The organism is Azoarcus sp. L1K30, from assembly GCF_018122735.1.
Classification (GTDB): domain Bacteria; phylum Pseudomonadota; class Gammaproteobacteria; order Burkholderiales; family Rhodocyclaceae; genus Parazoarcus.
Genome location: NZ_JAGRRD010000001.1, coordinates 4,759,488 through 4,774,964, shown reverse-complemented (window position 1 = coordinate 4,774,964; position 15,477 = coordinate 4,759,488). Strand labels below are relative to the sequence as shown.

13 protein-coding genes are annotated in these 15,477 nt (G+C 62.1%); 9 read left to right on the top strand and 4 right to left on the bottom strand.

The window, feature by feature from the left end; translation table 11 throughout:
• Positions 1–31: 31 nt before the first annotated feature.
• Entirely contained in the window at positions 32–247 is a 216-nt protein-coding gene (locus tag J5J83_RS21930) for a hypothetical protein (RefSeq protein ID WP_212352296.1), read from the bottom strand.
• A gap of 82 nt (positions 248–329) precedes the next feature.
• On the opposite strand from J5J83_RS21930, the gene arfB reads away from it, so the two are divergent.
• Positions 330–734 carry an alternative ribosome rescue aminoacyl-tRNA hydrolase ArfB gene (arfB, locus tag J5J83_RS21925; protein WP_212352294.1) on the top strand — a complete coding sequence of 135 codons (405 nt, stop codon included), beginning with the start codon at positions 330–332 and terminating at the stop codon, positions 732–734.
• Positions 735–981: 247 nt separating this feature from the next.
• Entirely contained in the window at positions 982–1,170 is a 189-nt protein-coding gene (locus J5J83_RS21920) for a hypothetical protein (protein ID WP_212352292.1), read from the top strand.
• A 42-nt stretch (positions 1,171–1,212) separates the two neighbouring features.
• Here J5J83_RS21920 and J5J83_RS21915 read toward each other — a convergent pair whose 3' ends face one another.
• The 3 genes from J5J83_RS21915 to J5J83_RS21905 all read right to left on the bottom strand — a co-directional run bounded on the left by J5J83_RS21915 (position 1,213) and on the right by J5J83_RS21905 (position 3,783).
• The gene (locus J5J83_RS21915; protein WP_249116116.1) at positions 1,213–1,647 is read right to left on the bottom strand and encodes a DUF411 domain-containing protein; all 435 of its coding nucleotides are present in this window, start codon (positions 1,645–1,647) and stop codon (positions 1,213–1,215) included.
• Between the two features lie 67 nt (positions 1,648–1,714).
• A complete protein-coding gene (locus tag J5J83_RS21910; protein ID WP_212353592.1) occupies positions 1,715–3,100 on the bottom strand; it encodes a heavy metal sensor histidine kinase in 1,386 nt (461 codons plus the stop codon).
• Positions 3,101–3,102: 2 nt separating this feature from the next.
• A complete protein-coding gene (locus J5J83_RS21905) occupies positions 3,103–3,783 on the bottom strand; it encodes a heavy metal response regulator transcription factor (RefSeq protein ID WP_212352288.1) in 681 nt (226 codons plus the stop codon).
• A 177-nt stretch (positions 3,784–3,960) separates the two neighbouring features.
• Here J5J83_RS21905 and J5J83_RS21900 point away from each other — a divergent pair, with 177 nt between their 5' ends.
• The 7 genes from J5J83_RS21900 to J5J83_RS21870 all read left to right on the top strand — a co-directional run bounded on the left by J5J83_RS21900 (position 3,961) and on the right by J5J83_RS21870 (position 15,451).
• A complete protein-coding gene (locus J5J83_RS21900) occupies positions 3,961–4,467 on the top strand; it encodes a cupredoxin family protein (RefSeq protein WP_212352286.1) in 507 nt (168 codons plus the stop codon).
• Between the two features lie 229 nt (positions 4,468–4,696).
• Positions 4,697–4,978: a copper-binding protein gene (locus J5J83_RS21895; RefSeq protein WP_212353574.1), complete on the top strand. Its 282-nt coding sequence runs from the start codon at positions 4,697–4,699 to the stop codon at positions 4,976–4,978.
• Positions 4,979–5,067: 89 nt separating this feature from the next.
• Positions 5,068–6,372, top strand: a complete 1,305-nt coding sequence (locus tag J5J83_RS21890) for a TolC family protein (RefSeq protein ID WP_212352284.1) — start codon at positions 5,068–5,070, stop codon at positions 6,370–6,372.
• 83 nt (positions 6,373–6,455) lie between these two features.
• On the top strand, positions 6,456–7,904 hold the full coding sequence (locus J5J83_RS21885) for an efflux RND transporter periplasmic adaptor subunit (protein ID WP_212353571.1): 1,449 nt from the start codon (positions 6,456–6,458) through the stop codon (positions 7,902–7,904).
• A gap of 1 nt (position 7,905) precedes the next feature.
• Positions 7,906–11,079 (top strand): efflux RND transporter permease subunit, encoded by a 3,174-nt coding sequence (locus J5J83_RS21880; RefSeq protein WP_212352281.1) that lies wholly within the window; start codon positions 7,906–7,908, stop codon positions 11,077–11,079.
• 321 nt (positions 11,080–11,400) lie between these two features.
• Entirely contained in the window at positions 11,401–12,594 is a 1,194-nt protein-coding gene (locus J5J83_RS21875) for an MFS transporter (protein ID WP_249115816.1), read from the top strand.
• A gap of 763 nt (positions 12,595–13,357) precedes the next feature.
• Positions 13,358–15,451, top strand: a complete 2,094-nt coding sequence (locus J5J83_RS21870; RefSeq protein WP_212352279.1) for an acyltransferase family protein — start codon at positions 13,358–13,360, stop codon at positions 15,449–15,451.
• Positions 15,452–15,477: the final 26 nt, after the last annotated feature.

The following is a 15,477-nucleotide window of genomic DNA, read 5'->3' as shown; positions in this document are numbered from 1 at the left end:
CCGCATTGGCGTAAATCGCTGACGGTCATGCTCAACCCGCCGCCCGCTTGAAGATCCAGTTGCGGTTGGTATTGCTGTCTGGCGCCTGCATCAATTCCCAGCCTTCGGCGCCCAGGGTGTTCAGCTCTTTCAGCACGACCTCGGTATACGCACGAAGGCGGTCCTTTTCGCGGCTGCCGTGCGCGCGGGCGACGTCTTCGGCGACTTGGTGGATGTCACTGCGGATGAGGTATTCGAAACGTTGCATGGGGTCCGCCGAAGTGAATGGCGCACGGCAGGATGCCGGGCATGGGTCACAATAACACCCTGCCCCTGCCAACACTGCTCCCATGCGCATTCATTTCACGCTCCGCCCCGAAGAGCTCGACATCACTGCGATCCGCGCCCAGGGTGCGGGTGGTCAGAACGTCAACAAGGTGTCGAATGCGGTGCATCTGCGTTTCGACATCGCGGCTTCGTCCCTGCCCGAGATCATTCGCGAACGCCTGTTGCGCCTCGGCGACCAGCGCATCAGCAAGGACGGCGTGATCGTCATCAAGGCCCAGGCCTTCCGCAGCCTGGAGAAGAACCGAATGGAGGCGATACGCCGCCTGGAAGAACTGATCGAGCGTGCCGCGACCGAACAAAAGGCGCGCCGCCCCACGCGCCCGACGCGCAATTCGGTGACGCGACGGCTCGAAAGCAAGACTCGGCGGGCGGCCATCAAGGCCGGGCGCGGCCGCGTTGGTGAGTAGCGCACGCGTATCCCTGCCATAATGGCGGGGCGACACGCAGGCGAACCGTTCGCGCCGCATCCCGATCCGGCGCGCCATGCCACCCTCGCGCACGACGCAATCACAGGGTCGCATACGGTTTTTGCCTGCTTTTCCTGCCCGTTATCCTCGGGCATGCACGCCCCGCAGGAACGCAAGCGCCCATTCGCCCGTTCCAGTCTTTCAACCGCGTTCGATTCCGCCCTTCGGGGCAATCAGAGGAGGCCACTTGGCCAAACCAAACTATCAGTTCGAAAAGCGCCAGCGAGATCTGGCAAAGAAACGCAAGCAGGAAGAAAAACGCATTCAGAAGCTCGCCGCCAAGGCGGCCGGCGCCGATACCGAAGGCGAAACCGCTGACGACACTGAAAACGACGCGCCCGCACCTGCGGACCAGGGCGGGCCGTCAGCGCCCTGATCGCGTTACCGGCCCATGTGCGACCGCCACCGCGACAGGCGTTCAGTGGCGGGCAAAGACCTTGCTGTCGCCGTCACGATCGAAACTGACCACGCTGTAACGGTCTGCCGGATAGGGCCCCTCCATGCCGGGTGAGCCCTGGGGCATGCCGGGCGCGGAGATGCCGGCGATCTTCGGCTTATCGGCCAGCATGCGCTTGACGTCGGCAGCGGGCACATGCCCTTCGACCACGTAGCCACCGACCTTCGCGGTATGGCACGAGGCCAGCGCCTGCGGCACACCGGCCGTGCGCTTGACCTCGTGCATACGTGGCGTGGCGATCTCTTTCACCACAAAGCCGTTGGCGCGCATGTGCTCCGCCCATTTTCCGCAGCAGCCGCAGTTCGGATCCTTGTACATCGTCACTTCGTCGCCGGCGGCAACGGCGGGCGCAAGCGCCACGCAGGCCAGCAGCGATAGCGCGAACAAGGGCCGCATCGGGTTGAAGGACTTCATCGTTTTCTCTCCAGGCTGATTGTCCGGAACCGGAGACCTGTGCCCCCGGTCACGCGCGCCCCGCCACCGGCAGGGTCACGAGAAATGTCGTCAGGCCGGCGTCCGATTTCACCGTGACGCGGCCGCCATGGGCAGCAATGATCGAGCGCGTGATCGCGAGTCCCAGCCCGGCGCCCTCGCCATGTCGATGGCGGTCGGGACCGGCGCGATGGAAACGCTCGAAGATGCGCGCAAGTTGATCGGGCGCAATCGTGTCGCCGGGATTGCTCACGCTCAGCACGACCTCGTCGTCGGCATGCGCGATGTCGATGTCCACGGTGCAGCCTTGCGACGTATGGCGTAGCGCGTTAGACAGCAGGTTCGATATCGCACGTCGCAGCATCAGGCGGTCTCCCCTCACCCGTGCATCGCCACTGGCGGCGATCCGGACGCCTTTCTCTTCGGCAAGTGCGTCATAGAATTCGATCAGCGCATGCACCTCGTCGGCCAGTTGCACCGTTTCGACCGCGCCCGGCAGCTTGCCGTTCTCGGTCTGCGCCAGGAACAGCATGTCGCTCACCATGCGTGCGATGCGCTCGTACTCTTCCAGATTCGACGCCAGCACTTCGCGGTATTCGTCGGTCCCGCGCGCGCGCGACAGGGCCACCTCGGTCTGCGTCATCAGGTTCGACACCGGCGTGCGAAGCTCATGAGCGATGTCGGCGGAGAACTCCGCCAGGCGCTGGAAGGACTGCTCCAGGCGTTCGAACAGACCGTTGAGGGCCTCGACCAGCTCGCGCACTTCGGACGGCGCATCGTCTTCGGACAGGCGCTCGTCCAGCCGCTCCGCCGTCAGCCGCTGCGCCGTCGCCGTCACCCGGCGCAACGGTGCCAGTCCCTTGTGCGCAGCGAACCAGCCCAGCAGCGCCGCGATGACGGCCGCCCCCGAGATGCCGAACCACAGCCGTGTGCGAACCTGGTCCAGAAAGCGGGCGTGATGGGAAATGTCCAGCCCGAGCAACACGCGCACCGGCCGCCCCGACAGCGGCATCGGAAACACCGCCTCGCGCCCGATGAACTGCTGTCCGCCACCTTCCCACATCGCCACACCCGCCGGCAGCATCTCACCCGCCAGTTGCGCAGCTGGGAAATGCGCAGCCTGCAGGGCGTAGATCACGCTGCCCTCGTCGTCGCGCAGCAGCAGGGCCACCATCGCATGGCCGACGAAGGCATCGTCCAGACGTTGCGGCAAGGTCGCCAGGGCCTGTGCCGTGGTCGTGCGCTGCAGCAGGTTTTCGATGAGGCTGAGCTTGCCGGCGATCTCGTGCGCATCCAGTTCGCGGAAATGGGCCTCGACCGCGCGCCCCAGCACCACCCCGACCACGATCAGCAAACTCGCCGTGAGCGCGGCGAAGAGCAGCGCGAGCCGGGCCGTGAGCGATACCGAACGCCCCAGGCTCACATCTGCTCCGGCGCCTCGAGCACGTAGCCCATGCCACGCACGGTGCGGATCAGGCGTTGCTCGAAGGGCTCGTCCACTTTGGCGCGCAAGCGGCGCACGGCCACTTCGATGACGTTGGTGTCGCTGTCGAAATTCATGTCCCACACCTGCGAGGCAATCAGCGAGCGCGGCAGCACCTCACCCTGGCGGCGCAGCAACAGTTCGAGGAGCAGGAACTCCTTGGCGGTGAGATCGATGCGCGCACCGGCGCGCGTCACCCGCCGCCGCAGCAGATCGAGTTCGAGGTCGGCCACGCGCAGCACCTCCGGCTCCTTTGCCTTGCCTCGCCGCAACAACGTGCGCACCCGGGCGAGCAGTTCGGAGAAGGCAAAGGGTTTGACCAGGTAATCGTCTGCGCCCAGCTCCAGCCCACGCACCCGGTCTTCGACCTGATCGCGCGCGGTGAGAAACAGCACCGGCATGTGCTGCCCGCTCCTGCGCACCGATTTCAGCACGCCCCAGCCATCCAGCGAGGGCAGCATGACGTCGAGGACGACGAGGTCGTAATCACCGCTGAGCGCCAGATGCAGGCCATCGAGGCCATCGCGCGCCAGGTCGACCACGAATCCGGCCTCGACCAGGCCCTGGCGCAGGTAGTCGCCGGTCTTGGGCTCGTCTTCGACAATCAATATCTTCACGCTGGGTAGACCGCTCACTGACATGGCTTCGTATTGTGCCCGCAAGGGCAGGCCGAAGCACCCGGATTACAAAGATGTAATGCTCGCGTCAGCTCGCTGACGACCTCGAAAAGGCAACATTGCGACCATCCTCGGCAAGCACCTTATGCCGCGCGTAACCGCCACACGGAAAAACGCATGATCAGCCGACGCCGAATGATTGTCTCCAGCCTTGCCGCAAGTTTGCTTGCCGCCACCCGTTCAGCGTCCGCGCACGGAACGGTCACACATCAGGACACCAGGGTTTCGCCCCCCGCACCCGACCAGCAGGCCTGGGGGATCGCGGGTGACCCCGGAAAGATCAGCCGTACCGTCCCGATCGCAATGAGCGATCGGATGCGCTTCACGCCCGACCGTATCGAAGTACGCCTCGGTGAGACCATCCGCTTCGATTATCGGAACTCGGGTGCGGTCCTGCACGAAATGGTGATCGGTACGCGCGACGCGCTCGCCGAACACGCCGAGCTGATGAAGAAATTTCCAGGCATGGAACACGCAGACGCCTGGATGGCCCACGTCGCCCCTGGCGAAAGAGGCCAGATGGTGTGGACTTTCAACCGGCCGGGCACCTTCAGCTTCGCCTGCCTCATACCGGGGCACTTCGAAGCCGGCATGATCGGCACGATCGTCGTTGCACCCGGCTGATTTCTGGCAGTACCGGGCGTCTCCCCGAATGACATAGATGTAATCCGGAAGACAGGACCCTGTATACCGCCGGTCTCTAGAATTCTCCCGAATTCCGCCAAACCGAATCTGCCTCAACATCCATCGATCCATTTACATGAAGGGACACCCTGTGAAAACACTTCTCGCCGCCGTCTCCGTCGCCAGTCTGACCCTCTTCAATGCCGCCCATGCAGCCGGCGAACATGATATGAACCATGGCGCGGCCATGAACCAGGGCGCGCAGATGCACGCGGCCGGGGCCCAAGCGATGCTCTCCGAAGGCACGGTCAAGAAAGTCGACAAGGCCGGCGGCAAAATCACCATCAGCCACGGCCCGCTCGAAAACCTGGGCATGCCACCGATGACCATGGCCTTCCGTGCCGGCGACCCGGCGATGCTGGACAAGGTCAAGCCGGGCGACAGGATTCGCTTCCTCGCCGACCGTGTCGACGGCATGTTTGTCGTCACCCGGCTCGACGCTGCAAATTAAGCAAGCCGCCTAAGCACGTCGCTTCGCCGTACCGTGCCTGGTTTGCCCGGGCGCGGTTTTCCCGCCACGCCGGATTGCGGACACGCCCGATGACGCCCCCCCTTTTCCGCCCCACGCAGCCGCTTCGCGCAGCCGCGCTGCTCGTGCTCTCGCTCTGTGCGTACGGACTCGCACCCGCGCACGCCCAGGCCACGTCGCAGACACCCCTTGGTACGACGATAGACGGGCTGCTCGACTACGCCCGCGAACACAATCCGGACTTGCGCGTCCGCCGTCTCGAAGCCGAAGCCGCACATGAACGCATCGAACCCGCCGCCGCCCTCCCCGACCCCCGCTTCCAGCTCGAGCTCATGGACTTCACCAACGCCATGACACCTGGCCGCGACGCCTCGCTGCTACCCGGCCAGGTCGGCACCACCCGCTATCGGGTGATCCAGCCCGTGCCGTTCTGGGGCAAGCGCGACTTGCGTGGCGAACTCGCCCGGACACAGGCAGAGCAGGCAGAAACGATGAGTGACGGTGCCGCGCTCGAGATCGAGAACGGCATCAAGATCGCCTTCGCGCGCTACTTTCTCGCACGAGGCCAGACACGCATCCTGGGTGAAACCCGCGACCTGATCGCCGCGCTGGAGAAGCTGGTTCTGACCCGCTACAGCGTCGGACTGGTGCCGCAACAGGACGCCGTCCGTGCGCAAGGCGAGATCACCTCGCTCAAGCTCGATCTGATCGAAGCCGAACAACGTCGCCGCGATGCCGCTGCCCGCCTCAACACCTTGCTGGCGCGTGATGCGGATGCCGCGCTCGCCGAACCGGCGGGACTTCCCCCACCACCCACCGCACTATCGCGCACGGACCTGCTCGAGCGGATCAACGCCCGGTCACCCGAACTCTCGCGCGAACGCCTGGGCGTGACAGCTGCACAGAAGAATCGCGACCTCACCTGGCTGAACCGCTATCCGGACATGGCCGTCGGCCTCACCAACAACCGCCCGCTCAACGGTGCGAACAACTGGGACCTGATGATCGAGATCACCATCCCGCTGCAACAGTCTTCGCGACGCGCCCAGGAGCGCGAAGCCGAACGCCGTCTGGACGCAGCTCAGGCTCGCGTCAGCGCGGCTGAAGCACGATTGAACGGACGCCTCGGCGAGGCCCTTGCCGCCTTCGAAGCCAGTCGTGACAAGGCCTCACTGCTGCGCGCAAGCCTGCTGCCACAAGTCGTGGCAAGCCGTGATGCCGCCCGCTCGGGCTACGAAAGCGGGCGCGTCAATTTCAATACCCTGATCGAAGCCGAGCGCCAGATTCTGCGCACCCGTCTGGCGTTGCTCGACGCCGAGGCAAACACCGCCATCCGCCTGGCCGAACTCGAATTCCTCACAGGAGCGCCGTTGTGACCCGAAACCCCAACCTCGCCGTGGGCGCCATTGCCGTTGCCGCCGCCCTGGGCCTCGGCTACTGGACAGGCACGCAGCGACCGATGGCAGCCGCGCCCGCCCCGTCCGCCGATGCGGTGCCACCGGACGCAGCGTCGGACAGCGCCAAGCCCGCACGCAAGCTGCTCTATTACCGCAATCCGATGGGCCTGCCCGACACCTCGCCAGTGCCGAAGAAGGACTCGATGGGGATGGACTACATCGCCGTCTACGAGGACGACGAACCCGGCGACGCGGGCGTGGTCAAGGTCAGCCCGGCGCGCGTGCAGACCCTCGGTGTGAAGACCGCTCGCGCCGACATGCGTACGCTCGACGCGGCCGTGCGCGCCGTGGGCAGGATCGATATCGATGAGCGCAGGACGCACGAAGTCGCGCCGCGCTTCGAAGGCTGGATCGAGCGCCTGTACGTCAACGCGACCGGCGACCCAGTCAGGAAGGGGCAGGCGCTGTTCTCGGTGTATAGCCCCGAGCTCCTGTCCGCGCAGAAAGAACTGCGCATCGCCGAGACACTCGCGGCGGCCGCCTCCACTGCCGATCCTGCCGCGCGCGAAGGCGCACAGCGCCTGGTAGACGCCGCCCGCGAACGCCTGCGCAACTGGAATATGGCCGGCGCCGGCACAGCACGGTCGGCATCGACCACCTTTGTTTCGCCCGCAAACGGGGTGGTGGTGGAAAAGAAGGCCGTCGAAGGCATGCGCTTCGCGCCCGGAACGACGATCTTCCGTATCGCCGACCTGTCCTCGGTGTGGGCCATGGCCGACATCTACGAACAGGATCTCGGCCGCATCAAGCTCGGCGAAACGGCACGGCTGATCGTCGACGCCTTTCCCGATCGGCGTTTCGACGCGAAGATCGATTACATCTACCCGACCCTCAACGCGGCCACCCGAACGACCCCGGTCAGGCTGGCCCTGGACAATCGAGACGGCCTGCTGCGACCCGGCATGTTCGCCCATGTCGAAGTCGCCACCGGCAGCGCTGCTCCCCGCCTGACCGTCCCCGCCTCGGCGGTGATCGACAGTGGCGAGCGCCAGGTGGTACTGCTCGTGCTCGGCGAAGGCAAGTACAAGCCTCAGCCGGTGACGCTCGGCCTGCGCGGCGCGGATGCGGTGGAAATCCGTGACGGACTCGAAGCCGGCGACGAAGTGGTAGTGGCCGCCAACTTCCTGATCGATGCGGAAAGCAACCTCAAGGCGGCGCTGTCGACCTTCACCGCCGCCGATACGGCGGCAGCCAGCTTCCCGGTCTATCACGCCACCGGCTCCATCGATGCGGTCGACGCCGCATCGAATACGGTGTCGATGAACCACGAGCCGATTCCCGCGCTGCAGTGGCCGGCGATGACGATGGACTTCGGCCTTGCCTCGCCCGAAACCGCAAAGGGCCTGCTGCCCGGCGAACCGGTGACGTTCGAGTTCGAAGACCGCGGCAACGGTGAATTCGTGATCACCCGCTTCGACAAGGCTGGCACCTCGGCCCGCAAGGAGCACTGAGATGCTCGACCGCCTGATCGACTGGTCGGTACGCAACGTTTTTCTCGTCATCCTGGCGACGCTGGCCGTCGTCGGCGGCGGTATCTATGCCGTGAAGCAGACGCCGCTCGACGCCCTGCCAGATCTCTCCGACGTGCAGGTCATCGTGTACACGCCCTACGCCGGACAGGCACCGAAGGTCGTGGAGGACCAGGTCACCTACCCGCTTACCACCGCGATGCTCGCCGTGCCCAAGGCCAAGGTGGTGCGCGGTTTTTCCATGTTCGGCGCGTCCTACGTCTACGTGATCTTTGCCGACGGCACCGACATTTACTGGGCCCGCTCTCGGGTGCTGGAATACCTGAGTTCGGTGCAGGGCAAACTGCCGCAAGGCGTGGCGCCACAGATCGGCCCTGATGCCACCGGCGTGGGCTGGGTGTTCCAGTACGCGCTGACCGGAAAGGACCAGTCGCTGGCCGACCTGCGCAGCGTGCAGGACTGGTACGTGCGCTACCAGCTTACCAAGGCAGGCGGCGTGGCCGAGGTGGCGAGCGTCGGCGGCTTCGTCAAGGAATACCAGGTCACCGTCGATCCGCACCGTCTCGCCACCTATGGCATTGCGCTGGCCCGGGTGTCGCAGGTGATTCGCGAATCGAACCGCGATGTCGGCGGGCGCGTGATCGAGCTCGCGGAGAAGGAGTTCATGGTGCGCGGTCTCGGCTACCTGAAGGGTGTCGCCGACATCGAAAGCCTGGTGCTCAAGAGCGATGGCGGCACACCGGTACTGGTGCGCGATGTGGCCCGTGTCGAGATCGTTCCCGCCAGCCGGCGAGGCATCACCGAACTCAACGGCGAGGGCGAGGTGGTATCGGGCATCGTCATGGCCCGCTTCGGCCAGAATGCGCTCGATGTCATCGCCAACATCAAACAGAAGATCGAGGAATTGCGCCCCGGCCTGCCCGAAGGCACCGATATCGTGCCGGTGTACGACCGCTCCGGACTGATCGAGCGCGCCATCGCCAACCTGAAATGGACGCTGTTCGAGGAAAGCCTGATCGTGGCCGCGGTGTGCATCATCTTCCTGATGCATGTGCGCAGTGCGCTGGTGGCCATCCTCACCCTGCCGATCGGCATCCTGATCGCCTTCATCGCCATGCACAGCATGGGAATGGGCTCGAACATCATGAGCCTGGGCGGCATCGCCATCGCCATCGGCGCCATGGTCGACGCCGCCATCGTCATGATCGAGAACGCACACAAGCGGCTCGAACACCTGCCGCCCGATGCGCCGCAGAACGAACGCGCGGCGGTGATGGTGAAGGCCTGCAAGGAGGTCGGCCCGGCCTTGTTCTTCTCGCTGCTGATCATCACCGTCTCTTTCCTGCCGGTGTTCACGCTCGAAGGCCAGGAAGGGCGGCTGTTCAGCCCGCTGGCCTTCACCAAGACCTTCGCCATGGCGGGTGCCGCGCTGCTGTCGGTGACGCTGGTGCCGGTACTGATGATGTTCTTCATCCGTGGCCGCATCATGCCGGAGCAGAAGAACCCGGTGAATCGCTTCCTGATCTGGGCCTACCGACCCATCATCAAACAGGTCATGCAGCACAAGATCCTCACCCTGGTGCTGGCAGTGGTGGCCATGGCGGCCACCATTTTCCCCGCACGCCAGATCGGCTCGGAGTTCATGCCGACGCTGAACGAGGGTTCGCTGTTCTACATGCCGGCCTCGCTGCCCGGCATGTCGGTGACCGAGGCCGCACGCCTGCTGCAGACCACGAACCGCATCATCAAGACCTTTCCCGAGGTCGAATCGGTCTATGGCAAGGCCGGCCGTGCTAACAGCGCCACCGACCCTGCGCCGATGGAGATGTTCGAAACCGTCATCAACCTCAAGCCCGAGAACGAATGGCGCGCAGGCATGAATGTGGACAAGTTGATCGCGGAGATGGACGCCGCGCTCACCTTTCCCGGTCTCGCCAACTCATGGACGATGCCGATCAAGGCCCGCATCGACATGCTTTCTACCGGCATCCGAACACCCGTGGGGGTGAAGGTGTTCGGCAAGGATCTGGCCGTCATCGAGAAGGTGGCGCGCGAGATCGAGCAGGCGGTGAAGGACGTTCCGGGCACCTCCAGCGCCTACGCCGAACGCGTCACTGGCGGCTACTACCTCGACATCACCCCGAAGCGCGAGCAGCTCGCCCGCTATGGCATCACCGTCGGCGACTTCCAGCAGGTCATCGCCACCGCGCTCGGCGGCGCGAGCGTCACCACCGCGGTCGAGGGGCTGGAGCGCTACAACGTCAGCGTGCGCTACCCGCGGGCGCTGCGCGACGATCCGCAGCGCATCGCCAACGAGGTCTTCATCCCCAGCGCGTCCGGCATGATCCCGCTCGGCCAGCTTGCCAGCATCGAGCTGCGCAACGGCCCGCCGGGCATCAAGACCGAGAACGCGCTGCTTGCCGCCTACGTGTTCGTCGACATTCGCGACCGCGACGTCGGCTCCTATGTTGCCGATGCACGCAAGGCCGTGGCCGAGAAAGTGACGTTCCCACCGGGCTACTACGCAACCTGGTCGGGGCAGTTCGAGTACATGGAGCGCGCCAAGGCCAAGCTGTCGGTCGTGGTGCCGGTGACGCTGGCGATCATCTTCGTGCTGCTCTACCTCAACTTCCGCCGCCTCACCGAAACCCTGATCGTGATGCTGTCGGTGCCCTTCGCCCTGGTCGGCGGCATCTGGCTGATGTGGTGGCTGGGCTACAATATGAGCGTGGCGGTGGCGGTGGGCTTCATCGCGCTGGCCGGGGTGGCCGCCGAGACCGGGGTGGTGATGCTGATCTATCTCGACCAGGCATGGAAGGAGATCCGCGTCCAGCGCGCGCACGAAGGCGTCGAGCCGACCGTGGCGGATCTGTACCACGCCATCATGGAAGGCGCGGTGGAACGGGTGCGTCCCAAGATGATGACCGTGGTCGCGATCATGGCCGGCCTGCTGCCGATCATGTGGAGCACCGGCACCGGCAGCGAAGTGATGAGCCGCATCGCCGCGCCGATGGTGGGTGGCATGATCTCCTCCACCGTGCTCACCCTTGCGGTGATCCCCGCCCTGTACGCCCTGGTCAAACAGTGGCAGTTGCGACGCGGCACGGCCGCGCCCCGAATCGCCGAGGAGGTCGCGCCGATCGCAACTGAAACCTGATCTCCCGGTCGGCACCAGATCCGGATCGGGGGCCTGGACTCAAGGTAAACAGAGACCGTTCATCGACCCTCATGAAAGGAGCACATCGTGATCAAGAATCGGTTGCGGCAGGCATGGGCGGCCTTTCGCGCTTGGTGCCGCGAGAACGAAAAAGCACACCGAGAGGCCCCGGTGTCGCCCTGCTGCTCGGCACCGCCGCCGGGCGCCGGCCGCCCCGCGGACCGACCACCGAAGACGTAGCCATCCCGGTCATCGGCGGTACCGAGTGACGCTTGTGGCGGGTATGTTCCGTCGGAGCCAACGCCGGGCTATGCTCGGCAGATGATCTCCTCAGCCTCGCCCCCACGCCTCCCCCGCGCCATCTGGATGCTCGGTTTCGTCAGTCTGCTGATGGATGTTTCGTCAGAGCTGATCCATAGCCTGCTGCCGGTTTTCCTCGTCACCACGCTGGGCGCGAACATGGTCACCCTCGGGCTGATCGAGGGCGCGGCCGAGGCGACTGCGCTGATCGTCAAGGTGTTCTCGGGCGTGCTCTCCGATTACTGGGGCAAGCGCAAGCCGCTGGCGGTGATGGGCTACGGTCTCGGCGCACTGTCCAAACCCCTGTTCGCACTCGCCACCGGTGCCGGCATGGTGCTCGGCGCACGACTCATCGATCGCGTCGGCAAAGGCATCCGCGGCGCCCCGCGCGATGCGCTGGTGGCGGACATTGCGCCGCCCGAGGTGCGCGGCGCAGCCTTCGGACTGCGCCAGTCGCTCGATACCGTCGGTGCATTCCTAGGGCCACTGCTGGCAATCGGGCTGATGCTGCTGTGGGCGAACGACTTTCGCGCCGTCTTCGCCGTTGCCATCCTTCCGGCCTTCCTCGCGGTAGCGCTACTGGTGGTCGGCGTGCGCGAACCGGACCGGCCGGCGCCATCTTGCGCAGGCCAGCCCCTGCGCCGCGAAAATCTTCGACAACTGTCACGCGCTTACTGGTGGGTGGTCGGCATTGGTGCCCTCTTCACCCTTGCCCGATTCTCCGAGGCCTTCCTCGTCGTGCGAGTGCTCGACGGCGGGCTGCCGGTCGCCTTCACCCCGCTGGTGCTGGTCGGCATGAACGTGGTGTATGCGCTCGCGGCCTATCCCTTCGGCACACTCTCCGACCGCGTCAACCACGCCCGTCTGCTCGCGCTCGGCCTGATCGTCCTGATCGCGGCCGACCTCGTGCTCGCCAGCAGCACCCATCTGCTCGCGCTGGCAGCCGGCATCGCGCTGTGGGGACTGCACATGGGCATGACCCAGGGCCTGCTCGCGCGCATGGTGGCCGACAGCGCGCCGGCCGTCCTGCGCGGCACCGCCTTCGGGCTCTTCAACCTCGTCAGCGGCCTCACCATGCTGCTCGCCAGCGTATTGGCCGGACTGCTGTGGGAGACGCAAGGGGCGGCATGGACCTTTGTTGCCGCCGCGGTCATTGCCGCGCTCGCGCTCCTGACGATTCCCCTACGCCTCCGACACATATCGGTCCCGTCCTGAACCGTATCGCCACACGAAGTTCCCGTGCGGACGAGCGCAACAACGCAGCTCCCGCAGCAAGAAGATCAAGCCACATCGCAAAACTGCAGCCGGCAGGAAGTGACATGTCATCCTGCCAATCGTAAAAAACAATTCCTCTATTCCGCCCCATCCTCCACCGATCCGGGTCTGCGCACGATTGTCTCGAACATCATATGCACAACGGGAATACGAGGATACAATCCGAAAGTCCAGAACGACTATACCGAGCGCCACATGCATTCCACCGCTCCCTGCGTCCATTCATGCGGAAAGGTACGCTGCAGCGCCATCGCTGCATGCACGTCTCACCCCCGAACGACCCAAAATCAACGCCTGACACGGATCCCACCATGAACCCTAAATCCAGAGGTTGCATAACAAAAGCCTCTCCAAGACGTGAACAGGTCGAGGATAGAGTCGCAGTCGTCGAAGAGATGGTTCGCGATCTGTAACCTCAAGTAGTTAGTCCATATCCGTGCTGATGCCGACCGAACATTCTGAAGCCAAGAATGACCGAGATTACCGATCCCGGACCAACTCGCGGAAGAAAGGCCAGACCGCCTGGAAATGCGGCAATTCTCCAGAGTAATTGACACCAATTCGATCGCGTTCATGGTTGCACGCCGGAGCTCATTGACGCACCCGGTCATTCGAGTTGCCCTGCAACAAAATCTCTACAATCTCCCTTACCCTATTGGACCGCTAAGCCATCACAAAGGCCCGCGGCAAGAATTCCGAATCAATGACTAAAGCATTTTCTCATCTCTCACATCCAAAGTATCGGCCTGACATCGACGGATTGAGAGCCGTGGCTGTTCTGGCCGTCATAGGCTTTCACGCTTTTCCCGTTTGGATAAGAGGCGGATTTATAGGCGTTGATATATTTTTCGTCATTTCCGGATTCCTGATCTCTACAATCATTTTTGAGAATCTGGACAATGAAACATTCAGCTTTTCCGAGTTCTACGTACGACGTGTTAGACGAATTTTTCCAGCATTGGCGGTTGTCCTGTTGGTTTGCCTGGCGGCCGGCTGGTTGATCCTGACTCCGGATGAGCTTAACCAATTAGGTACGCACATAGCCGCTGGCGCTGGCTTTGTCTCCAACTTTGTTTTGTGGGGCGAGGCAGGATACTTCGACAACGCCGCAGAGACTAAACCACTCCTTCATCTTTGGAGCTTAGGCATCGAAGAGCAGTTCTATATCGTCTGGCCTCTGCTTCTATGGCTTGCGTGGAAGAGAAATTTTAATCTGCTTACCCTCACGTCCATCGTGGCGCTTGTTTCCATTTACCTGAACATAAAAGGAGTCAAGCAAGATTCAATCGCCACCTTTTACTCCCCAAAAACAAGATTTTGGGAGTTGCTATGCGGGAGCATTCTAGCCTGGCTTACCATTTACAAAAAGGACACACTTTCGATTGTCAAATTGAAGATTGACATATTTATTTCCAGGCTGATATATGAAAAGGAAATTGAGGCAAAAGGCAACTTGACCTTGAATATTCTCTCGCTATCCGGATGCTGTCTTCTAGCCTACGGATTCTGGAGGATAAACAAGGAGTTCAGCTTTCCAGGGAAATGGGCTGTTATTCCCGTTCTAGGCGCCGTCTTGATAATCATGGCAGGCCCCCAGGCCTGGATTAACCGGAACCTTCTTTCCAGCAGGATCGCCATTTGGTTTGGGTTAATTAGCTTTCCTCTCTATCTTTGGCACTGGCCACTGCTTTCATTTTCAAGAATAATTGAGAACGAAGAGCCTGGAATAAGAACACGCATCACGGCGATACTGATTTCAGTTGTGCTTGCGTGGCTCACGACAAGGCTAATTGAAAAACCTTTCAGAATTGGCAACAAAAGGGCCAGATTAAAAACCGCCGCGCTTTGCGGGTTAATTCTTTCAATTGGCGTCACTGGCTTCGCATTTCGTAATGTCGATTTTTCAGAATCCCATCGCTATGAAAAACTGGCAATCAAGCGAAAAGGATTTGAGCACGCATTAGGATCTTCGCTCTCCTGGTATAGAGGAAAGAACGATTGGCTGTATTTGGGAAACGCCTACGACAACACGGTCGCAAAAATCAAACTGGCCACTACCCCTAGCGATACCGAGGTGGATAAAACCAAAGAGATCTTTTCAAGAATTGCTACAACGGGATCCAAGCACAATACAAAGCTTGCTTTGATTGTCGCCCCGAACAAGGCAAGCATTTACCCAGAGTATTTACCTGATGAAATCACCCCTTCACCCAGAAAATACAGTAGCTTCTTTTTGGAGAAGCTTAAGGAAATCCCGGACCTTACTGTCTACGACCCAACGAATGACTTGATTTCTCAGAAGAGTTCAGGCGAGTATCTTTATTGGATGACTGATACACACTGGAACAACCGAGGAGCATTTCTCACTTACTCTGGCTTTTCAAGACTATTCGACTTACCCATTCCAAAAGTCGAATTCAAGGCTGGATCAACTCGCAGCGCAGACCTGATTGGACTTTCGAAACTGAACGATTTTCCCTTACACGCAGAAGATAGTTGGGATGTTATCTTGAAGGAGAATCCCTTACTGACAGAGATTGGCATTCCAAACGAGCAACCGAGTACATTCGGACCATCCAGTATTGCGACTAACGACAGACCGCTGTCGGATATGTACATCTGGGTTATCGGTGATTCATTTACGAGTGCATTGAGGCAATACTTCAGCGCAACATTCAGAGAGGTTCGTTATGTCGGACATTGGGCTCATAAGCTCAACGACTTACCTACGGAATTGGAAAATGCAGAAAGAAAACCAAACATGATTGTTATTGTCAGAGTGGAAAGATCCTTCTGAAATTCGACAGATTATTTCTACGCCCT